At 49.5% G+C, this 21309-nt stretch carries 23 protein-coding genes; 12 read left to right on the top strand and 11 right to left on the bottom strand.

All coding sequences use genetic code 11. The features are described from left to right. Nucleotides 1-5: 5 nt before the first annotated feature. A complete protein-coding gene (locus ACE5LO_RS14005) occupies nucleotides 6-1559 on the bottom strand; it encodes a spore germination protein (RefSeq protein ID WP_375520689.1) in 1554 nt (517 codons plus the stop codon). Between the two features lie 236 nt (nucleotides 1560-1795). On the opposite strand from ACE5LO_RS14005, the gene ACE5LO_RS14000 reads away from it, so the two are divergent. Then, nucleotides 1796-2668 carry an arylamine N-acetyltransferase family protein gene (locus ACE5LO_RS14000; RefSeq protein WP_375520643.1) on the top strand — a complete coding sequence of 291 codons (873 nt, stop codon included), beginning with the start codon at nucleotides 1796-1798 and terminating at the stop codon, nucleotides 2666-2668. Nucleotides 2669-2821: 153 nt separating this feature from the next. On the opposite strand, the gene ACE5LO_RS13995 is transcribed toward ACE5LO_RS14000, so the two are convergent. From ACE5LO_RS13995 to ACE5LO_RS13970, 6 genes are all read right to left on the bottom strand, one after another. Continuing rightward, on the bottom strand, nucleotides 2822-3763 hold the full coding sequence (locus ACE5LO_RS13995; RefSeq protein ID WP_375520642.1) for an AraC family transcriptional regulator: 942 nt from the start codon (nucleotides 3761-3763) through the stop codon (nucleotides 2822-2824). A 159-nt stretch (nucleotides 3764-3922) separates the two neighbouring features. Further along, the gene (locus tag ACE5LO_RS13990; RefSeq protein ID WP_375520641.1) at nucleotides 3923-4993 is read right to left on the bottom strand and encodes a sensor histidine kinase; all 1071 of its coding nucleotides are present in this window, start codon (nucleotides 4991-4993) and stop codon (nucleotides 3923-3925) included. Beyond that, nucleotides 4990-5664, bottom strand: a complete 675-nt coding sequence (locus ACE5LO_RS13985; RefSeq protein WP_375520640.1) for a response regulator transcription factor — start codon at nucleotides 5662-5664, stop codon at nucleotides 4990-4992. Before ACE5LO_RS13985 ends, ACE5LO_RS13990 begins: the two co-directional genes overlap by 4 nt. A gap of 19 nt (nucleotides 5665-5683) precedes the next feature. Next, nucleotides 5684-6508 carry an ABC transporter permease gene (locus tag ACE5LO_RS13980; RefSeq protein WP_375520639.1) on the bottom strand — a complete coding sequence of 275 codons (825 nt, stop codon included), beginning with the start codon at nucleotides 6506-6508 and terminating at the stop codon, nucleotides 5684-5686. Next, nucleotides 6505-7512 (bottom strand): ATP-binding cassette domain-containing protein, encoded by a 1008-nt coding sequence (locus tag ACE5LO_RS13975; RefSeq protein ID WP_375520638.1) that lies wholly within the window; start codon nucleotides 7510-7512, stop codon nucleotides 6505-6507. Before ACE5LO_RS13975 ends, ACE5LO_RS13980 begins: the two co-directional genes overlap by 4 nt. A 219-nt stretch (nucleotides 7513-7731) precedes the next feature. Continuing rightward, nucleotides 7732-8343 (bottom strand): YdhK family protein, encoded by a 612-nt coding sequence (locus ACE5LO_RS13970; RefSeq protein WP_375520637.1) that lies wholly within the window; start codon nucleotides 8341-8343, stop codon nucleotides 7732-7734. An 85-nt stretch (nucleotides 8344-8428) separates the two neighbouring features. Here ACE5LO_RS13970 and ACE5LO_RS13965 point away from each other — a divergent pair, with 85 nt between their 5' ends. Then, on the top strand, nucleotides 8429-8935 hold the full coding sequence (locus ACE5LO_RS13965; protein ID WP_375520636.1) for a GNAT family N-acetyltransferase: 507 nt from the start codon (nucleotides 8429-8431) through the stop codon (nucleotides 8933-8935). Between the two features lie 36 nt (nucleotides 8936-8971). On the opposite strand, the gene ACE5LO_RS13960 is transcribed toward ACE5LO_RS13965, so the two are convergent. The 3 genes from ACE5LO_RS13960 to murB form a co-directional block, all read right to left on the bottom strand. Further along, nucleotides 8972-9466 (bottom strand): DUF4937 domain-containing protein, encoded by a 495-nt coding sequence (locus ACE5LO_RS13960; RefSeq protein ID WP_375520635.1) that lies wholly within the window; start codon nucleotides 9464-9466, stop codon nucleotides 8972-8974. Between the two features lie 121 nt (nucleotides 9467-9587). Further along, nucleotides 9588-10235: a spore cortex-lytic enzyme gene (gene sleB / locus ACE5LO_RS13955; protein ID WP_375520634.1), complete on the bottom strand. Its 648-nt coding sequence runs from the start codon at nucleotides 10233-10235 to the stop codon at nucleotides 9588-9590. A gap of 95 nt (nucleotides 10236-10330) precedes the next feature. Further along, nucleotides 10331-11242, bottom strand: a complete 912-nt coding sequence (gene murB, locus ACE5LO_RS13950) for a UDP-N-acetylmuramate dehydrogenase (RefSeq protein ID WP_375520633.1) — start codon at nucleotides 11240-11242, stop codon at nucleotides 10331-10333. 498 nt (nucleotides 11243-11740) lie between these two features. On the opposite strand from murB, the gene ACE5LO_RS13945 reads away from it, so the two are divergent. The 4 genes from ACE5LO_RS13945 to ACE5LO_RS13930 all read left to right on the top strand — a co-directional run bounded on the left by ACE5LO_RS13945 (nucleotide 11741) and on the right by ACE5LO_RS13930 (nucleotide 15311). Beyond that, nucleotides 11741-12379 carry a DUF1796 family putative cysteine peptidase gene (locus tag ACE5LO_RS13945; RefSeq protein ID WP_375520632.1) on the top strand — a complete coding sequence of 213 codons (639 nt, stop codon included), beginning with the start codon at nucleotides 11741-11743 and terminating at the stop codon, nucleotides 12377-12379. Between the two features lie 94 nt (nucleotides 12380-12473). Beyond that, on the top strand, nucleotides 12474-13478 hold the full coding sequence (locus ACE5LO_RS13940; RefSeq protein WP_375520631.1) for a polysaccharide biosynthesis protein: 1005 nt from the start codon (nucleotides 12474-12476) through the stop codon (nucleotides 13476-13478). After that, nucleotides 13475-14734 carry a glycosyltransferase family 4 protein gene (locus tag ACE5LO_RS13935; RefSeq protein WP_375520630.1) on the top strand — a complete coding sequence of 420 codons (1260 nt, stop codon included), beginning with the start codon at nucleotides 13475-13477 and terminating at the stop codon, nucleotides 14732-14734. The genes ACE5LO_RS13940 and ACE5LO_RS13935 overlap by 4 nt, the downstream gene beginning before the upstream one ends. Next, nucleotides 14703-15311 carry a hypothetical protein gene (locus tag ACE5LO_RS13930; RefSeq protein WP_375520629.1) on the top strand — a complete coding sequence of 203 codons (609 nt, stop codon included), beginning with the start codon at nucleotides 14703-14705 and terminating at the stop codon, nucleotides 15309-15311. The genes ACE5LO_RS13935 and ACE5LO_RS13930 overlap by 32 nt, the downstream gene beginning before the upstream one ends. 66 nt (nucleotides 15312-15377) lie before the next feature. Here the strand turns inward: ACE5LO_RS13930 and ACE5LO_RS13925 are convergent, their stop codons facing one another. Beyond that, the gene (locus ACE5LO_RS13925; RefSeq protein ID WP_375358008.1) at nucleotides 15378-15584 is read right to left on the bottom strand and encodes a DUF1657 domain-containing protein; all 207 of its coding nucleotides are present in this window, start codon (nucleotides 15582-15584) and stop codon (nucleotides 15378-15380) included. Nucleotides 15585-15791: 207 nt separating this feature from the next. On the opposite strand from ACE5LO_RS13925, the gene ACE5LO_RS13920 reads away from it, so the two are divergent. The 6 genes from ACE5LO_RS13920 (at nucleotide 15792) to ACE5LO_RS13895 (ending at nucleotide 21230) form a co-directional block, all read left to right on the top strand. Further along, nucleotides 15792-16652 (top strand): DUF421 domain-containing protein, encoded by an 861-nt coding sequence (locus ACE5LO_RS13920; protein ID WP_375520628.1) that lies wholly within the window; start codon nucleotides 15792-15794, stop codon nucleotides 16650-16652. Between the two features lie 44 nt (nucleotides 16653-16696). Beyond that, nucleotides 16697-17176 (top strand): stage V sporulation protein AC, encoded by a 480-nt coding sequence (spoVAC, locus tag ACE5LO_RS13915; RefSeq protein ID WP_375520627.1) that lies wholly within the window; start codon nucleotides 16697-16699, stop codon nucleotides 17174-17176. Between the two features lies 1 nt (nucleotide 17177). Continuing rightward, nucleotides 17178-18197: a stage V sporulation protein AD gene (gene spoVAD / locus ACE5LO_RS13910; RefSeq protein ID WP_375520626.1), complete on the top strand. Its 1020-nt coding sequence runs from the start codon at nucleotides 17178-17180 to the stop codon at nucleotides 18195-18197. Then, nucleotides 18194-18544, top strand: a complete 351-nt coding sequence (gene spoVAE, locus ACE5LO_RS13905; RefSeq protein ID WP_375520688.1) for a stage V sporulation protein AE — start codon at nucleotides 18194-18196, stop codon at nucleotides 18542-18544. Before spoVAD ends, spoVAE begins: the two co-directional genes overlap by 4 nt. Before the next feature lie 181 nt (nucleotides 18545-18725). Further along, entirely contained in the window at nucleotides 18726-19631 is a 906-nt protein-coding gene (locus tag ACE5LO_RS13900) for a helix-turn-helix transcriptional regulator (RefSeq protein WP_375520625.1), read from the top strand. Nucleotides 19632-19727: 96 nt separating this feature from the next. Continuing rightward, nucleotides 19728-21230, top strand: coding sequence for an alpha-glucosidase/alpha-galactosidase (locus ACE5LO_RS13895; RefSeq protein ID WP_375520624.1), 1503 nt, complete (start codon nucleotides 19728-19730; stop codon nucleotides 21228-21230). Nucleotides 21231-21309 lie beyond the last annotated feature (79 nt).

Below are 21309 nucleotides of genomic sequence, written 5' to 3'. Positions count from 1 at the left end.
ACTCCTTATTCCAAAGGGTCACGCTTATTCTCCATCGCTTGCTGTGCAAAGGGTTTGGATTTGACGGGTTGCCGGTGCCTGTTCTTATCCCCAATGAGCTTGGGGCGTGTTTTCATTAACCACCACGGTGCACGAATAACCAGGTCTTTCAAATTCGTTTTATTGATCGGGGTAATGGTCATAAAATAAGGAACCCCGAACGATTGAGCGGTGACAATGCGGAATAAGATAGGCACAAAGCCGACCAGAATTCCATACATTCCAAAACTTCCCGCCAGAATCATAAGCACAAACCGGAGGAGCCTTACTACCCCCGCCATCGTAATGGAAGGTATTACAAAATTAGAAATGGCTGTAAAGGATACAACGATAACCATAGCTGCTGACACGAGTCCTGCTTGAACAGCGGCTTGACCAAGCACCAGCGCTCCAACAATAGAAATGGCAGGACCGATGGCCCGCGGCATGCGAATACCCGCTTCACGTATGACCTCGAATGTCAACTCCATAATTAGAGCCTCTAATAACGCCGGGAGAGGGATGTTTTCTCGTTGGGCAGCCAATGAAATGAGCAGCGTGGTAGGCAGCATCTCCTGCTGAAAAGTGGTGGTGGCGATATATAGAGCGGGCAGAAATAATGAGACTGCAAATGAAGCAAGCCGTATGATTCGCAAAAATGAGGATAGATCATATCGCTCGTAGTAGTCTTCACTTGAAGTAAAGAATCTGAAGAATGTCGCAGGTGCCAGCAGTACAAAGGGAGTTCCATCCACAAATATAGCCACAACCCCCTCAAGCAATCCTCCGGCTACGGAATCCGGCCGTTCTGTATTGTAGATTGTCGGAAAACAGCCTATACCCCCATCCTGGATAAATTCCTCGATATAACCGCTTTCCAAAACACTGTCAATCTCAATAGAATTTAACCGTTTCATGATTTCTGCTACCACTTCCGGATCAGCAATTCCCTGAATGTAGGATACGTAAACTTTGGTTTGTGTATACTTGCCGATCCGGAGTGGCTCAATACACAAATCGGGTGATTTTATTCTCCGGCGCAGCAGTGCAATATTGATGGCAATATCCTCCGTAAAACCTTCTTTCGGTCCCCGGATAACCGTCTGTGAAGAAGGCTCTTCAATGGCCCGTTTGGCCCCGCCGGATATGCCCACAGCGAAGACCCGGATTGAGCCGTTAACAATAATAATGACTTCTCCTTCAAGAATAGAGCTGACCACATCCTCCTCTGTATCCAGGGATTTCAGATTCCCTACCGGCAGTTGGCTGCCTAACCACGCTTCTATATGGATCGAAGGCGCACCTTCGGTTACTTGAAGGGCCAAAGCTTCCATGAGCTTCGCCAATAATTGCTGATCGACAAGTCCAGCGATATAGCTGACGGCGATACTAGGGGAAGATGACAAAGGAGTGCTCAATTCCCGAATGATAAAGTCTGTGCTCTTCCCCATCTTTTGCTGCAAAATCAAAACAGTCTGCTCAAGTGAAGAAGTTAATACTTTGGAGTGGCGGCTGTTTTGATTTTCACAGGAATCCCGCATCTGATTGTTGTGAGTTTGATCTGTCACAAAATCACGACTCCTTTTCCTTCATTATCTAGATAACAAGTAAGTTGCTTCCTTTGTACCACTTTTATACATGTTCAAGAATACCATTTCTGTACCGGTACAGATGGAACAAAAATTAATGGTTTTTAGTACGAGTTCGGTTTAATATGATCTCGTGCAAGATAGAATAACATCCGGACAAAGAGCATGATGAAAAGGGGGACCACCAGATGTTAAAACCGGAAGAAACCCAAGCCTATTTAAAAAGACTTGGCATCACTGAAATAGAGCCGCCTACTCTCTCTTACCTGTGTAAATTGCAGCAAGCGCATGTAGAAAATATCACCTGGCAAACGATCGATATCGTTTCTGGCAAACCCGTGCCGATTGATCTTCATTCTTCCGTACAACTCATGATTAATGATAGAAGCGGCTACTGCTTTCATCTGAACGGGGCTTTTGGCGAGCTTCTCCGAACACTTGGCTATCGGGTTTCCTGGCATAGAGCTGGCGTGCAGCCGCATGGCCAGGAGCCGAGAATCAATGGCTTCCATCTTGGTCTGACAGTAACATTCATAAATGAGCAGCAGGAGGAGGACATTTGGATTGCAGACGTGGGACTTGGGGATATGCCGTATGGACCGCTTCCTATTCGCACCGGTTCTTATACACAGGGCCCTTTTCAATACCAGGTCACCGCTTCTGCCATTGACCCAAAAGGGTGGAGAATGGTACATGATCCTCTAGGATCATCTGTCGGTGTGGATTACGAACGGGAAAGTCTGCAAACGATCGAGGAGTTTATACCGAAGCATGAAATCTACAGCTTGTCTCTGGACTCCCCCTGGATCAATCTATTTCTCGTTCGCAGCAGGCACGCTGAAGGGAGCAATGAACTGAGAGGATGTATTTGGAAAAAGAGGGAAGGGGACCATATCGAGAAAACAGAAATTTTAACGAAATCGATGTGGCTTGAGGTACTGGGAGAGGTATTCCATGAGAAGCTGGTAAATTACAGCCCTATAGAAAGGGATGAATTGTGGAAACGGGTACGGCACTTGCATGAGCAGTGGAAAAAAGCTCAGGGAGAGGCCGCGCAATAAGAGCCATTGCCTCGAGGTGCTGCTTCCGTCTGTTGTGAGACGCTCCGAGAACGAAGCATTCCTGCAATCGCTGTTGACCCTCCGGGCCAAAGGCGAGCGCTATCGCTTTTCCGGAATTGCTTCGTCCTCTCCGCTGCTCTGTGCATAGACCACCTATAATGCCTCGATAGAGCCTTGAAGCTGCCCCCGTGTGACAGCCTCGCGCAGACGCTTCATATCGGCGATCGGCGGCAGGCCGAACAGCTTGGCATACTCACGGCTGAAATGGGACGGGCTGTCATAGCCTACCTGAAAAGCGGCTTCCGCCGCATCAGCAATTTCGGATAACAGCAAACGCCGCGCTTCCTGCAATCTGATTCTTTTCTGGTACTGCAGAGGGCTCATCGCTGTGACTTCTTTAAAATGTCTATGCAAAGAGGAAGGGCTCATATTAGCCAGCTCGGACAGCTCCTCGATCCGCAGCGGCTGGGCGTAATTCTCCTTAATTTGCTCAATAACCTCCTTGATCCGGTAAGCGCCGCTGCCCTCCACCGCAATCTGCTTCAGTATGTCCCCTTGCTGTCCTTTCAAAATCCTGTACAGGATTTCACGAGTGTACAACGGTGCCAAAGCTTTAATATCCTCAGGTGTTTCCAGTAACCGGACCAGTCTGATAACCGCATCCAGCAAAGCAGAGCTGGTTTCGCTAATAAACAGCCCGCGCCTGGAATCCCCTGGTTGAACCGCACGAAGCTCGGCTTCCTCCAGAAGCTCTACAATTTGAGCAGGTTTAAAATCAAGCCTGAAGCACAAGTACGGCACATCGGATGAAGCTTCAATAACCTGCCCCGATACCGGCAAATCGACGGAAACCACAAGATAATCCGCAGGTCCGTATTGATATCTCTCCTCTGCCAGCATGACCTCTTTTTTCCCCTGGGCAATGATGCATAAAGCAGGCTCGTGAACTATGTAGATCGGCTCGGTGACCTTCGAACCGCGTATGCAGTATAAGGACGGGATGTCTGTTGCGTGAACCCCTTCCCCTTGTGAGAACCGGTCAATAAGCTCCGCAAGCTCTTTCTGTTTTTGTATAAGGTTTATTGTTTCCGGCACGTTGCCCCCACCTTCCATTTCAGAACACTTACTACAGTTAGTATAACCTTTTCATTCGGTTTCGTTTAGTCGCTTGAGAGAAATGAGCAATCTTTTGCTATGAATCTTCTATCGGTCATTTTCTCATATGCTCCATAATATCCATAGCGGCTATTCGGTTCAGTGCAACGGCAGCTGTACTGTAAAGACCGCTCCTGCTCCCGGCCTGCTGTTCACAGAGATCGTCCCCCGGTGCATCTCGATAATTTTATGTGCAATGGAAAGTCCCAAGCCACTGCCTCCTGCCGTTCGTGTCCGTGATTTGTCCGCTTTATAGAAGCGTTCGAATATACGCTGCTGATCCTGCTCATCAATGCCCGGCCCCGTATCGGCGATGCGAACTACGGCTTCCTCGCCATTATGCGAAAGGGAAACCGAGATCCTTTCACTATCCGGCGTAAATTTGATGGCATTGTGAAGCAGATTCATCCACACCTGGCTCATCTGATCCTCGTCCGCGTTGACCTCGACCTCATCCGCCTCCACGGTCATCTCGATGTTTTTGGCCTCCCATTGCGGCTCACAGGCGAGAATAAGCGATATTAATTGCTTATCCAGCCGATAAGGAGATGGGTGAAACGGGTACCGCTCTGAATCCAGAACCGCCAGCTTCATCAAATTCTCGCTTAGCTTGGACAGTCGTGTACACTCCGTCTCGATGATCGTCAAATACCGGTCCCGCTGCTCACGATCCAGATGGTCATCCTTGAGCGCCTTGGCAAATCCAATGATCGAGGTCAGCGGCGAGCCGATTTCATGAGATACGTTAGAAATGAATTCCTCCCGCAGCTCTTCCATGGCTTTCAGATTTGCCGCCATATCATTAATGCTGTTCGCCAGTTGAGCATACGGATGCGGCCTTCCCTGTCTCTCCTTCCTGTCGCCAAAGCCCCAATCCAGATTCACGTGGAAGTCGCCTTGCGAAATGCGTTTTAACGCATCGATCATTTCCATAAAAACGTGTTGATTTCTATCCTTGGATAACCGTACTACAACCACGCCAATGATAAAGAAGAAGACAAAACCAAGTGTTGTATTAATAAAAAAATCGATCAGTCCATGGGGAGCCCATGCAATTCGCGCATAGATCGCCTTCGTAATGTAGAATGCGGTACCCCAGCTAAAATATAGCGCGCATAACAACAACACAGCACGCCCAAGGACATCAAGAAGCCCCGGTTCCCGTTTCATTGACGCACCTCCAACCGGTAACCCAATCCCCGGATGGTGCTGATCCGGAAGGAGTGGCTCGCCTCCGGGAACCGTTCCCGGAGGCGTTTGATGTGCACATCAACCGTTCTTTCGTCGCCTTCATAATCATAACCCCAGATCTGCTCGATCAGCTGCTCGCGGGTGAAGGTCTTGCCAGGATAGCTGGCCAGCTTGAAAAGCAGCTCGAATTCCTTGCGCGGCAGCGTAATCTCCTGCTCGCCAGCCCGGCACTCGAATGTATCGCTGCGCAGCACAAGGTCTGCGATCGTCACTGATTTGGAAGACATAATACGATAGCGTTTCAATAAAGCCTTCACGCGGGCGACGAGCACCAAGGGATCAAACGGCTTGACAAGATAGTCATCCGTTCCGAGCGCGAATCCTTTCACGATCTGTGACGTCTCGCTCTTGGCCGTAAGCATAAACAGCGGCAGATCTGTCTGCTCGCGCAGCTCGCGGCACAGCTCCCAGCCGTCCATGCCCGGCATCATAATATCAAGCACAACCAGATCAACCTTGATTTCGTCAAGAATACGCAGTGCATCCAGACCATCCACGGCCTCCGACACATCGAGGCCTTCCAGGCTCAAAAAATGTCCGACCAATTCACGAATGTGCGGATCATCATCGACGACCAATATCCGTGTCATTCCAATCCCCCTCTAAATCCTAAGCTTTACGCATATAAGCACGCACCGTAAGCGGGGCGAAGACTGCCACAATGACGGCGGCACCAAGCAGTGAAATGGCAAGGTCCCCGCCAATTGTTCCCGTATTCGCCAATTGCCGGACGGCATTGACTAAATGCGAAATCGGGTTGATGTTCACAAACCACTGCAGCCAGCCAGGCATCGTGTTCACAGGCACAAATGCGTTGGATACAAAGGTGAGCGGGAAAAGAACAATCATCGATATGCCCGATACGCTTGAAGCCGTGCGTGCAATCACGCCAAAGAAGGCAAAAATCCAGCTGATGGCCCAGGCGCATGCGACGACCAGAATCGCCGCAATGACGATACTACCCAGTCCTCCCTCTGGCCGATATCCCATAATATACCCCATTGTGAAGGTAAGTACAGTCGCTATGGTATAGCGGACACTGTCAGCCAGCAACGCTCCGGCCAAAGGGGCAATGCGCGCAATCGGCAGTGACTTGAAACGGTCAAACACGCCCTTATCCATGTCCTCGCGCAGTTGAACGCCCGTTACGACGGAAGTCGAGATCACAGTCTGTACGAGAATGCCTGGAATAATGACCGGCAAATAATTCAGCACATCTCCCGAGATGGCGCCGCCGAAAATATAGGTAAACATCAGGGTGAAAATAATCGGCTGCAGCGTGACGTCAAATAATTGCTCAGGTGTGTGCCGAATCTTCAGAATCCCCCGGTAAGCCATCGTCATGGAGTTGCGAAACGTCTGGCCAAGACTTACCGACTTTTTCCCATTTGTCAAAGCACGTTCTGAACCTGTCATCATGGATGAATTATTCATGCTCTCAGCCCCTCCGCCTCATGCAGCTCTTGGGACGCCTGCTGCTCATTGCCCTTAACGTCAAGGCCTGTAATGGACAGAAATACCTCATCGAGCGTAGGCTTCTGCACACTCATCTCCGCCAGGTCAATCCCTGCCGTGCGCAGCTCGATAAGCAGGTCCGCCACCCGGTCGACATTAGCCATTGGAGAAATGATCTTGCCTGCCTCGGCCGACACGTTGGACTTAACCGAAAGCACCTGTTCCACAATCCGTACAGCCTTTTCCGTGTCCTGCTGATTTTGCACTCTAAGCTGCAAAGTGGATGCACCCACAGCCGATTTTAATTCATCAACCGTGCCTTCGGCTACCACCCGGCCATGATCGATAACCGCGATGCGGTCTGCCAGCTGATCCGCCTCATCCAGATACTGGGTTGTCAGCAGTACGGTAGACCCTGTCTTGACCAGGCGGCGAATGGTGTCCCACATCTGTGCCCGTGTGCGCGGGTCCAGCCCTGTTGTCGGCTCATCCAGAAAAATGAGCGGAGGCCTTGCAATGAGGCTTGCGGCCAAATCAAGTCGGCGACGCATGCCGCCGGAGAAATGCTTCAAGGACCGTTTGGCCGCTTCGGTCAAACCGAATTCCTCCAGCAGCTCTGCTGCCTTTTGCCGGGCCTCGGCACGACTCAGTCCGAGCAGCCGCGAAAAGATGATCAGATTTTCGGTAGCGCTAAGCGACTCGTCAACTGACGCGTACTGACCAGTCACTCCAATCAATTGGCGCACCGTCTGCGGTTCTTTTGCTACATCATGCCCGAATATGCGCGCTTCTCCCCCATCCGGACGCAATAACGTTGACAGCATGCGGATGGTTGTCGTCTTGCCTGCTCCGTTAGGGCCAAGCACCCCATAAATCGATCCTGCACGCACATTCAAATCTACACCATCCACCGCGCGCTTATCGCCAAATGTTTTAACGAGTCCCCGTGCTTCAATTGCCCAATCTTCGTGTTCCACTCTCATTTCCTCCCTACAACGATTTATATAGAGAGGGTAACTGACAATTATGAACTGAATATGAATTAAGACGCAGAAAAGGCCTATCGGCTTTGCCGATAAGCCTTTCTCACCCGTTCAATCTGTGAGAGGTGGCCGCGGATATGGTCAACACGGTATTCCAGCAATTGCTTGAACGTAAAAATTCGCCAGTCTTACAAGGGTATCCTGCCGCGTTCCATGCATTTATTTGGCGGAAAGCTCACTTTCCGTCACCCATTGGTGATTGGTTACTTTTTGTCCATCGGTCGTTGAAATATAATCCACCATGTACACTGTCGTTGGCTCGGCGGATTCGATGGTAGCGGCTGCGCCCTTCATGCCTTCCATATGATCGGTCGTAATGGTAACTTCCGCACCCTGCTTATAAGCTTCGGGTTGAGCATTCTCAATCTCTTCATGGATGATCCATTTGTGGTCCGTTACTCTTTCCCCGCCTGTGGTTGGCGTATAAGAGATAGTATAAGCTATTGTATCATATGCTCCGACGATGGTGGCTTCCGCACCGTTCATGCCTGGCATATGGTCCGCGTGAACCACAGCCTGGCTTCCCACTGGAAAGCGCGGGTTTTGTGCTTCTTTGAGCCCTTCCGGAACCTCGCCGCTGCCGGAGGGATCCATCTCGGAGTGATCCATTTTCATGCCGGATTGATTCGTTTCTCCCTGCTGTGAAGATTGATTTGTGTTAGCAGTGCTGCTGCCCGAGGCATTGTCGGCCGCACTGTTCCCGCATGCGCTTAATCCAAGCATTGCGGCGGCAAGCAAGATGACGATATAATTTTTCTTATTCATGTACATTCAACTTCACTCCTTGTTTAGATTTTTTCCGTTTGATTAAATTTTAACCAAAACCTGTGAAGAACTTGTGAAGATACAAATTTTATTGGACTTTTACAGCGCGCTGCCGGTGGATGCTGAGAAGGTGCTCAATTATAATAAAGAAATTTTCAGGGAAGCCCTCTATCTATTAACAACTGCGGAAGAGTTCAACATGACGATTGAGCAGGAGAAAGAGTATTTGGAGCAAATTCTGCTTGATCAGGGCAAACTTGCCCTGATTGCCGAAGCTCAGGAGGAAGTGATCGGTTTTCTTGATTTTCATAATGGACACAAGATCCGCAATAAACATCAGGGCACCCTCGCTATGAACATTGCACAGAAATACAGGAATCAATGGATCGGAAAAGCGCTGCTTTCCAGCCTGCTGGATTGGGCCGAGCGAAGCCCCTTAATCGAAAGAGTAGCCCTGGAGGTCGTAACTGAAAATTATCCTGCGATCCGGTTATATAGAAGCCTTGGATTTGTGGAGGAAGGCCGTAAATCCAAAGCGCTCAAGGTAAATCAGGATACATATTACGATGTCATGCTAATGGTGCGCTTGTTAAAATGAATACAAAAAATGAACCACAAATTTGCGGTCCATTTCCTATACTGCTTTGTTTTTCGCCGTCCAGGATGGTTCCAGCGCTATATCCAGGTGAATTCTCTTCATCTGACCCGCTTTCAACATAATTTTGCTTTCAAATTGAACACAGTCCTGGACCAACAGCTGAAGCTTAACAAAAGAAGCCGAGTCGGAGTTTTCCGATATATAACGTAGCCGATCCGATTTACTTATTATTGAAGAGAGCGCATCATCGGGCATATGACCAGAAACAATGTTTATCCTTTCGAATGTGCCGCTCTGTCCGGTTCGTTCATAAATGTCATCATGATACTCATCCATAAACTGCTGATAGCTCAATTCATCCGTCCAGAAACCAAAAATATGAGCAATACTCATCTCTTTGCGGTGCTCCCACCCGCCGAGCTGTCCAGCACAACCCTGAACATTGGATAAAGAGCTCCATTTCTCCTGTGCAGATGAAAAATGATGCAGTTTACTTTTTAGTACCGAGCACTCTATCCATTTAACAAACATGCTGCACCTCAACCATAAGAAATTTTTTTACCGGATAAGCTCCCGCGAAACGGAATAATCCAAAGAAAAAGCAGGGGCCTCTGGCCGTAAAGGCTTGAAGGCACCCTGCTTTGTTGTGATCCTAATCGGCGAATACATGTTTGCCGATTTTCAAGTTTTGCGGACGCGTCCAGATCCATTCGCTTGTGGCTGTATTCGGATTGAAATAATACAGGGAGCCGCCGCTTGGGTCCCAGCCGCGTACCGCGTCCAATGCGGCCAAATAAGCGGTACGGTTCGGAACGAGCCAGTATTGTCCGTCAGCCACCGCCGTGAAGGCGCCAGACTGAAATACAACCCCTTTTATAGTGTCAGGGAACAAAGGGGACTGGATACGGTTCATGACCACCGCGCCAACAGCAACCTGTCCTTGATACGGTTCACCGCGTGCTTCACTGTATATAATTTTAGCCATAATGTCCATTTCATTCATATTCAGACTGTTTCTTTTCAGCTGCCTCCAGGTTTCTTCGCCTGCAATACCATCAGGTATGATGCCATAGTCCCGCTGGAATTCGCGGACAGCATTCTGCGTGTGGCTGCTGTAGCGGCCATCCAAATTCTGCGTAAAGTAATTGAGCGTCTTCAAGCGATACTGAAGATCCCAGACATCCTCGTTGGTACTGCCGGGTTTCAGCACTGGAGCAGCTTCCGCTACATCAGGGACCAAAGAAAAGCCAAGCGAGCACGCCATGATCAAAAACAACAATGATTTTTTAAAGAAAAGCATAACTCCCTCCTTTCGTCGCATTATAAATTCCATAGGAGGTAAGTACAACCGTTATTAACTGGAAATGAAAATTAATAATTTTTCGTCCTAACACATCATTCTCCCAGAACGATAACTTCTGTTTCCAATCTGACATTAAACTTTTCTTGAACCGTTCGCTGGATCAATTCAATTAAAGAGAGATAATCCGTAGAGGTTGCGTTATCAATGTTCACGATAAAACCCGCATGCTTGCGGGATACCTCAGCTCCTCCGACGCGCACCCCCTGAAGCTGACAGTCCTGAATCAGCCTTCCGGCAAAATAGCCTGGCGGCCGCTTGAACACACTTCCACAAGACGGGTACTCCAAAGGCTGTTTGGAGGTTCTGGCCAGGGTCAATTCCTCCATTTTACTTTTAATTTCCCGGACATCCCCTCGTCTAAGCCTGAACCTGGCTTCCAAAATAATATAATTTTCTTTCATAAAGATACTGCTCCGGTAGCCAAGCAACAGCTGCTCTTTTTCCAGCTCCAAAATCTTGCCGTTTGGGGTGAGAACGGTGACGCCCGCTATAACATCTGCAATCTGTCCTCCATATGCGCCGGCATTCATATATAAGGCGCCGCCGATGCTGCCGGGAATGCCGCAGGCAAACTCCAACCCCGTTAATTCGCAGCGCAAAGCCGTGTTGGAAACTTCAATTAAGGATGCTCCGCTTTGTGCCGTGATGACTTCATCGCCTGCTAACTTGATTTCATTAAAATGAGCAAGGGATAGGGTTACCCCGCGAATCCCCCCGTCTCGTACGATAACATTGGATCCATAACCAAGAATTGTTAACGGAATATCATTCGCACTTGTGATCTCGACAAGAGATCGGATTTCATCAACCGTATAGGGTCTGACAAAAACGTCGGCTGCTCCGCCTAATTTGGTATATGTGTGATTTTTTAATGGTTCGGAATATTGGACCATCCCGAAAGCTTTGTTCTCAAATAATGTTCTGTAGTTATGCAAGATTATCATTTACCCTTCATTTTTGATCTTTGGTCAAGCATATGTTTGGTTCCAGTTTACACATCTAATTTTAAATCATAAATATTTCACAATCAATGAAGCAGTTATTTCTCGAAAACTTCGTGTCTGGACATTGAGAGCATTACAAACAACCGCCCTTTCTTAACGCTCCATGATAGATAACTAGTACAAGTATGCTCGATTTCTCATAGGATACAAAAAAATAAAAGGAGAGTGAACACGAAAGCTACAGTACGAAGGAGCCGGGTTATACAGATTCCTGGCTCTTAAACTCTATTGCCGGGTCGGTCAGGTTACCATATTGGCCAAATAGCCTGATATCACCCCATAGACCTGAAAGATTGGGTGATATGCGGCACAGCTGCCTGTGGAACGGAAGAGTGAGGACGACGCTGTGATGGCAGCCGCAGACCAATCGATATGCCGGTTTGTTGGACACGTATGCCTGCTCAGACGACCGGACACTGACTAAAGGGGATATCTAAAATGATGCTGAGAGAAATCAAAGGCAATTATGATGCTATTTTCAGTTTGGGTGATCTTTGTCTGACCTCCATTCAACTGAGACAGCACAACCTTAGACCGTACGCGGGAGTTCTTGACTGGATGGGATCCCCCATATTAGCCGATGTAAATCGTCTGTTGAAGTACCGCTTTTATGATTTTATGGATGGATCTCATTTGCGTGTTATCGGGTATGCCGGCGATGCCAACGACAACATTGCTGTGTCCGAAGATGCCTACCATGTTGTGTCCAGTCATGATTTTGACATTTTCAGAAATACTCTGAACGAATTGAGCACTTATCCGGAAGTGAAAGCGAAATTTGACCGCCGTATTCAACGTTTTCTTCATAAGTGCGCCACCAGCAAGCGAATTCTTTTTGTCCGGACGGAAGCAGAGTTGAATGATGCGGCAGAGCTTCAGAACGTGTTGTCTGAACTGGTAACCAACGATTTCCGGGTGCTTGTTGTCAATCATACCGGTTATAGGGGAATTGTTGATGAAGGGTGGCCTTTGGAAAAAGTGTGTGCAGTTCGCTTCCCGTATAGAGATAAATGGTACGGAAACAACCACTTATGGGCACAGTTGCTCCACGGTATACATTATAGCGAGAATTTGTAACAGACATCCATATTCTATATTTGATTTTAGCATCAAAGCTTTAATCAGATGATGCAAAATAAGACAGTGTTATTATACGTTAGGGGGAAGAGGAATGTTCAATAATTCAGTCATCATGGTGACCGGGGGAACCGGCTCATGGGGGCGGGAACTCGTAACCCAACTGCTGCTCCATAATCCGAAAAAAATCATTATTTATTCACGAAATGAATCGAATCAGGTGAAAATGAACCTGAAATTTAACGACCCGAGATTGAGCTTTTGCATCGGTGATATCCGTGATCCTGAAGCATTGATTAGCGCATGCCAGGATGTGGATTACGTGTTTCATATGGCTGCGCTTAAGCATGTCAATATATGTGAAGAGCAGCCGAACGAAGCCTTGAAAACAAACATCATTGGCACACAAAACGTGATTAATGCGGCAGCCGCAAACGGTGTGAAGAAAGTCATTAATATCTCTACCGACAAAGCGTCCGATCCCGCCAATTTTTACGGCATGACCAAAGCCATTGCTGAAAAGCTGATTATTTACGCAAACACCCTCCATACCGGGACCCGGTTTGTAAATGTCAGAGGAGGCAACATTCTCGGTTCCAGCGGCAGTGTACTGCATCTCTTTATTACTCAATTAAAGGAAAACGGTCAAATCGGAATTACGGACAGGGAAATGGTCCGTTTCTTTATGACTACTCAGTCGGCCACAGAGCTTGTATTAACGGCCGCGAAGGAAGGAAAAGGCGGGGAAACTTTCGTCCTGATGATGAATGCGTGCAAGATCACGGATTTGGCCGAAGTATTGATTGAAACATACGGCATCAAGGATGCGAAGATCGTGCATATCGGAACGAGACCGGGTGAAAAATTGACCGAAATCCTCCTCTCCGAATATGAAAGCCGTCATGCCGCTATCTATAACAACCGTTATTTTGTCGTACTGCCAGAATTTGAACTTCCGGAATTAAAAAATGCCTATGCCTCCTGTCCGTCTGAGCAAGTGAAGAAATATGTTTCAGCCGCAAATCTGATGTCCAAACAGGAAATTCGGCAGATGCTGGAGGATGGAGGCTTTATATCAGCAAGGGAGATGAATTCATGAAAATCTTGCTAGCGACGTACTGGCATGTTCCTCATCTGGGGGGCGTATGGTCCTATATGGAGCAGTTAAAAGAACGGCTCGAAGTTTTAGGCCATGAGGTGGATCTTCTCGGCTATGGTGATGAAGAAGGCACTTTTGTGCATATCGTAAACCAGAATAGAAAGCTTTACAGCGATAAAGTGCTTCCCCTGCTTCAGTCTATGCTCAATCATTCGGCTTATCCCGAGATTCACATTAATCACCTTATTCAATATACCGAGTTTCGCCGTTATGTGTATGAGTTGTCTGTCGCTTACCTGGGATTGAACTCATACGACATTATTCATACACAGGATGTGATATCGACGGCAAGCATCAACCGGATTAGACCACAGAAGGCCGCTCTGGTTGCCACCCTCCATGGATGCGTTGCCCAGGAAATCGGACTGCAGCTTGAAACCATTCATAAATCTCCTACCTCTCATGTGGCCCGTGAATATTACGACCAGCTCGAGCATCTCGGAGCTACCTCGGCAGATCGTACGATTGTTGCGAATCAATGGTTGAAACGGACTTTGACAGAAGGATTTCATGTTCCTGCGGATAAGCTCCAGGTACTGCATTACGGCTTTGACACCCATGCATTTCTTAAGAAGCTGGAGCGCAGATCAGAGGTGCAGCGTCCAAGTGATAAGAAAGTAATTATTTATTCCGGGCGTCTGGTGGAGCTGAAGGGGGTCCAGCATCTGATTGAGGCGCTGCACTGGTTAAAGAAAAGACGCAATGATTGGGTTTGCTGGATCGTGGGAGAAGGAGATAAGATGACCGAGCTTCGTTTCCAGGCCAAATATTTGAAGCTAACCACAGATATTGTGTTCATGGGCAAACAGGATGACATTCCCGGCCTGCTCAAGCAAGCGGATGTTTACGTCATTCCGAGCATTATAGAGAATCAGCCTTTGTCCCTCATCGAAGCACAACTTGCGGGCAAGGCTATCATTGCCAGTGATGTTGGGGGACTTCCCGAAATGGTGGAGCATAACGTAACAGGATTATTGGTCCCTCCCAAAAACCCCCTAGAGCTGTACAAGATGCTGGAGCGGCTGTTGGGAGACGATTCCCTTCGCGAGCGGCTGGGTTCCCAGGCCAAACAATGGGCGATGACTCACTGGTCTTTGGATAAAATGACAGACATGGTGATGAACGTGTATTCCAGTGTAATTGCCGAAAGGAGCTCTCAGGCCTATGAACCTTCTCAACCAATGGGCACAATTTAAAAAAAAATGCCTGCAGGTATTTGAGCGCCTGCAATGGTGGAAAAAAGACGAGCAGGCAGAGGTTCCTGTAGAGGAGGCCGAGGCGCTTGCGGAGCAGGTGGAAACATCTCCGCCGCCGATTCAGACCTACGAGCCTGTGCAGCAGCCGGGGGTGTTTGTCCCGCCAATTCAGACCTACGAGCCTGTATACCAGCCGGAGGCGTTCGTCCCACCGTCTCAGACCTATGAACCTGTGTACCAGCCGGAAGAGTTTGTCCCACCGCTACAGATCTATGGACCTGTGAACCAGCCGGAGCCGTTTGTCCCGCCGGTACAGCTAATTCAGCCTGCCATGCACCCTGTCCCGCCTGCAGGTGTTCCGTTCATCGATTTCGGTGACTGGAGAGAGTTAGTAGATAAACTCCCCCAGCAATACATGATTCCTGATCCGGATATGAATGGCGTCATAAGACCGAAGATGGCAAATCATTACCGGGATTTGTTCTCTGCCCAATCCATAGATCCCAATTTAATGGTTGACCCTGAGGTATGGCAGCAGATCAAAGACGCTTTGCCTAAGGATTATAAAATTCGGTAAATACAATAAGAGGTGTCCCTCAAACCATCGGGACACCTCTATCAGTTTGTAAGCTTGATCCTTTTTTTAAAAACCTTTATATTGAGGCTCTTCATTCTCCAACTGCTGCACTCTTTGTTCCACCTGTTGAACGATCTGCTGCGTTTGCTGAGCAGCATTTGTGAACAGCGTCTTCGCCTCCTGATTTTGCGTTGACAGAGCAAACTGTTCCAGGCTTGCCTGTGCGCTTTTTAACGAAGCTACACAAGTTTTTACGTCAGAAGCTACGGTCACCGGATTCACCTCCCTCATTCTTCAGGTTGTGCTTGCTAAGTATTTCCTTAGCAAGCAACGAAGTTAATGTAACCGTCCCCTTCAAAAATCATACCTGTCACATCCTTACCGATTCCCTGCAGACCGGCCTATGTTTAAATTATATGAGAATGGAAATCCTTAATTCTGTAAAATTCTTCCTGATTACATAAAGAAAGAAGGTGTACCATGCAGGATTGGTTAGTCGTAGCTATGCGTACCTTGCTGGCTATAGTTGTTCTTTTCATTATGACCAAGCTGCTCGGAAAAAGACAGGTGTCCCAGCTCTCCTTGTTCGAATACATAACCGGGATTACTGTCGGCAGCCTCGCCGCCTATATTCCGCTCGAAGTTGACGGCACATGGTACTTGGGAGTCACCTCCCTTTCCGTATGGGTGCTTGTGTCTCTGGGCATCGAGTTTATGCAGATGAAGAGCAAGAAGTTCAGAGACGTTATGGACGGTATAGCCAGGGTGGTCATTAAAGACGGTAAAATACTCGAAGATAATTTGAAAAAGGAACGGATGACAGCCGACGAACTGTTGGAGCTGCTGCGCAGTAAAAATGTGTTCAGGACTGCCGACGTGGAGTTCGCCATTATGGAACCAAGCGGGCAATTGAATGTGCTGGTTACGAAAGAAAACTTGCCTCTTACCCCGAAAAATCTCGGCATCAAGGTAGCGCCTGAGCAAGAGCCGCAAACGGTGATCATGGATGGGGAAATGTTGGACGAGCCTCTTGCAACGATCGGCTTCAACAGGGGCTGGCTTGCTGCAGAGCTGGAGAAACAGGGAGTTGCCGTGGAAAACGTGTTCCTCGGTCAGGTCGATTCTTACGGTCAGCTCTATGTCGATTTGTTTGATGATCAGTTGAAGGTCCCGCAGCCCCAGGAGAAAGCCCTGCTGCTCGCTACGCTCAAAAAATGTGAAGCAGATCTGGAAATGTTCTCTTTATCCACCAAAGACCAGAGCGGCAAGAAGCTGTACGAGCAGTGCTCGAAACAACTGGAAATCGTCATTAAAGACGTGAAACCGCTGCTCAGCCGCTAAATCTCAATCTATTGCAGACTATAGCAGAAACGGAGGAACTTACCTTGTCAAACAACAAAAAGAAAAATATGACTCCCACACAGCAGGAGTACCAGAAGCTGGCCCAGCAAAAGGAACCGCAGCGTCCGGTCCTCCTCAACTGCTTGCGGGCGTTTCTTGTCGGGGGTACCATTTGTATTATCGGCCAGGCCATTCAGGAAATGTTCATTCATTGGGGCGGCTTTGATAAAAAGAGTGCCGGTGATCCAACAGTCGCCACATTAATCATTATTTCAGTCATTCTAACCAGTCTCGGCGTTTACGACAAAATTGCCCAATGGGCAGGGGCCGGTTCAGCCGTACCCGTGACCGGTTTTGCGAACTCCATGGCATCCGCAGCTATCGAACATCAAAGCGAAGGTTATGTGCTCGGTGTCGGTGGCAAAATGTTCAAGATTGCCGGACCCGTCATCGTGTACGGAACGGTAGCTGCCTTTGTTGTCGGCATTCTGACCTTACTGTTCAAAGGCGGAGGGGGATCATAGGATGCTAAAAGGGCATCAAAGCTGGATATTTGAAAACAGGCCGGTCATCCGGTCAACGGCGGCCGTTGTAGGCCCGTTCGAAGGCAGAGGCCCGCTTGCTGAAGACTTTGACATTGTGCACGGCGACTCTACGCTGGGGCAGGACAGCTGGGAAAAAGCAGAACGGACGCTGATTGAAGAGGCAGCCAAGCTGGCCATTGAGTCGGGTGGACTTACAAAGGAACAGGTCCAGTTTTATATCGGCGGCGACCTTATGGCCCAGCTGATCAGCAGCGGCTTTGCGGCACGCACATTGTCGATTCCCTTTCTCGGCGTATTCGGTGCTTGCTCCACCTCGATGGAGAGTCTGGCGCTTGCTTCCATGCTTGTCAACTCCGGATCGGCCAAGTATGCGCTTGCCGGCACATGCAGCCACAATTCCAGCGCAGAAAAGCAGTTCCGTTATCCAACTGAATACGGTTCGCAAAAACCGCCGACAGCCCAATATACAGTAACCGGTGCGGGGGCGGCGCTGGTATCCGCCGAGGGTGAAGGACCTGTTGTAACCTCTGCCACCATCGGACGTGTCATTGATATGGGAATTACAGACCCGTTTAATATGGGAGCCGCGATGGCACCGGCTGCTGTGGATACGATTGAAGCGCATTTCCGTGATCTGGACGTGGAACCAGGCCATTACGATCTAATTGTAACGGGGGATTTGGCCAAGGTCGGCTATGAGATCGCTTCAGAGCTGTTCCGCAAACACAACATACCTATGGAACAAACCGAATATTCAGACTGCGGTATGATGATTTACGACTATGAAAAGCAAATGGTACAATCCGGGGCCAGCGGCTGCGGCTGTTCAGCGGTCGTTACCTATGGTCATCTGCTGAAGCGGATGCGCAAAGGGGAACTGAAGCGTATTCTGGTGGTCGCAACAGGTGCTTTGCTCTCCCCGATTAGTTACCAGCAGGGAGAATCCATCCCCTGTATTGCACATGCCGTTTCCATTGAAGCAGGAGGTGTATCATCATAATATTTGTATGGGCTTTTTTGGTGGGTGGAGCAATCTGCGTGCTGGGGCAAATCTGCTTTGATGTGTTTAAGCTGGACCCCGCGCACACCATGGCTCTCCTGGTCGTATTGGGAGCAATTGCGGACGGACTCGGGGTGTATGATCCGCTCATTGAGTTTGCCGGAGCGGGCGCTTCAGTCCCCATTACCAGCTTTGGCAACGCACTCGTTCACGGTGCAATCACAGAGCTGAAAACCGTCGGCTGGATCGGTGTGGTCAGCGGCATCTTCAAGGTGACCAGTGCCGGCATCTCATCTGCGATTATTTTCTCGTTTCTCGCTGCATTGGTAGTCAGACCGAAAGGATAATCAAGAAACAAATCGGCGATAGGACCTGGCAAAGGCCGCGTATAACACTGTCCTGTCGCATCCTTGTGCCCACTTCGGCATCCGAATACAAGCGTGCCTCCTCAGACACTGTTATTTTATATGAAAATGTACGATAATCATATAAAAATTCCAAACCAGTTCTGTTTCCGAGGAGGAACTTATGAAGCCGCAGGGGCTATTCAGGCTCAAGGCGGATTCGGACGGGAGCCGTCCGGTCATTACCGCCTATTATTTTAAGGAATGGAACGAATACGAGATGGCGCTGCACACCCACCCGTCGACAGAGATTATGTATACCATTGCCGGGAACTGCGCGGTGGAGCTGGTCTATGGCGGGGAGACGCACAGGGAGGTGCTCAAAAAAGGGGAATTCATCATTTTGGACGCGCATATCCCGCATCGGCTGCTGGTGGAGCAATCGTGCCGGATGCTGAACGTGGAATTCCGTTTTGAAGAGCTTGCAGGACCTTATCTCTCCGCTGCGGAGCTGGCGGCGGCGGACGTGCAGATAGCGTCCTTGCTGGACTGTCCGCAGCCCTATCTGCTGTTAAGAGAGCCGCATGAAGTATATCATGCGTTGAAGAGCCTCGTGCTGGAGCTAGACCGCAAGGAACGCTCGGAAATGCTGGTGCAGGTGCAGCTTACCGCACTGCTGCTGCGGATTGCGAGGCTGTACCATGAACTCGAGAGTCAGAGCGGCGATATGCAGAATCAATATGTACGGCAGTGTCTGGATTTTCTGCATCAAAATTATGATCGGCCCATTCAGATCAAACAGGTGGCCGAAGCGGTCAACCTGCATCCCGGTTATGTACAGCGGATCTTTAAGCAGAAGATCGGACAGTCGATGATGGCGTATCTGACCGGCTTCCGGATGGAGAAGGCGAAGATGCTGCTGCGCGAGACCGATATTCCGGTCGCAGAGATCGCGGACTATGTGGGAGTGCACAGCCGCCCTTATCTGCACAAGCTGTTCAAAAGCGCAACCGGCATGACCCCGTCCGATTATCGGCAATCGGCGGAGGCGGTCCGCTTCGCCCATGAGCAGCGAGGTGACGATTGTTAACACTTTGCATGCAAACAAGTCATGAATTTGATAACGCTTCCCTCCTTGCCGCTGCTACAATAAGAGCGAACATCCAACCTATTGGAGGGAAGAAACATGTCTTTTAAAGTGACTTTTGTAGGTGCGGGCAGCATCGGATTTACACGCGGCCTGCTGCGGGATTTGCTGACGGTTCCGGAATTCCGTGATGTGCGTATCGCCTTCACGGACATCAATGAGCATAATTTGCGGATGGTGACAGAGCTGTGCCAGCGGGATATTGAGGAAAACGGCCTGAATATCCGCATCCAGTCGACAACGGATCGCAGAGAGGCGCTCAAGGATGCCAAATATGTGCTGTGCACGATCCGGGTCGGAGGACTGGAGGCTTTTGCCACCGATGTGGATATTCCTTTAAAGTACGGCATTGACCAATGTGTAGGAGATACGCTGTGCGCAGGCGGAATCATGTACGGCCAGCGCGGCATCGCCGTCATGATGGACATCTGCAAAGACATCCGCGAGTTGGCTCATCCGGATGTGCTGCTGCTCAATTACGCCAATCCGATGGCGATGCTTACCTGGGCATGCAACAAATACGGCGGAGTACGGACGATCGGGCTCTGTCACGGTGTGCAGCACGGACATGAACAGATCGCCAATGTCTATGGCCTCAAGAAGGAAGAAGTCGATATTGTCTGCGCCGGCATCAACCACCAGACCTGGTACATTCAGATTCGCCATAACGGCAAGGATTTGACCGCAGGGCTGCTGGAAGCATTCGAGAAGCATCCCGATTATGCGCGCACCGAGAAGGTGCGGATCGATATGCTGCGCCGCTTCGACTATTACAGCACAGAATCGAACGGGCATTTAAGCGAATATGTGCCATGGTACCGCAAGCGTGCGGATGAGATCAAGGAATGGATCGATCTGGGCTCCTGGATTAACGGGGAGACGGGCGGCTATCTCCGAGTATGCACAGAGGGACGGAACTGGTTCGAAACCGATTTCCCGAACTGGATGAAGGAACCGGCGCTGAAATATAAGCCAGAGCATCGAGGGCAGGAGCATGGGTCCTACATTATTGAAGGGCTGGAGACCGGGCGTGTTTACCGTGGGCATTTCAACACCGTGAACCGTGGCATCATCACCAATCTGCCGCATGACGCAATTATTGAAGCCCCCGGTTATGCAGACGGCAACGGCATCTCGATGCCGGTCGTCGGCGAGCTGCCGCTTGGGCCGGCAGCCGTCTGCAATGCCAGCATCTCTGTGCAGCGGCTGGCGGTGGAAGCAGCCATTCATGGCGACGACAAGCTGCTGCGCCAGGCGTTCATGATGGACCCGCTGGTCGGAGCCGTCTGCAATCCGAAGGAAATCTGGCAGCTTGTCGATGAGATGCTGGTCGCCCAGGAGGCTTGGCTGCCGCAGTATACAGAGGCGATTTCTGCAGCCAAGGTACGGCTAGCTGCAGACGAGCTGATTCCGGTGCGCGCATACGAAGGCGCGGCCCGTCTGAAGGTCAAGACGGTCGAGGAAATGAAGCTGGATCGCGAAGCCGCCAACCGGAATGCCGGAGAAGCGGATAAAGGGAAGGAACGGGCGGTGCAGAAGTAGATTTAATCACGCCTTTGTCTGACCTTAGACAGCGAATAATAAAACAAACCGACAACTGTTAAATTTCAGTTGTCGGTTT

The sequence above is a fragment of the Paenibacillus medicaginis genome, from assembly GCF_042138635.1.
GTDB classification, from domain to species: Bacteria; Bacillota; Bacilli; order Paenibacillales; family Paenibacillaceae; genus Paenibacillus; species Paenibacillus medicaginis.
Note: the sequence above shows the minus strand (reverse complement) of the source record. Positions and strands in the feature narration are given on the sequence as shown.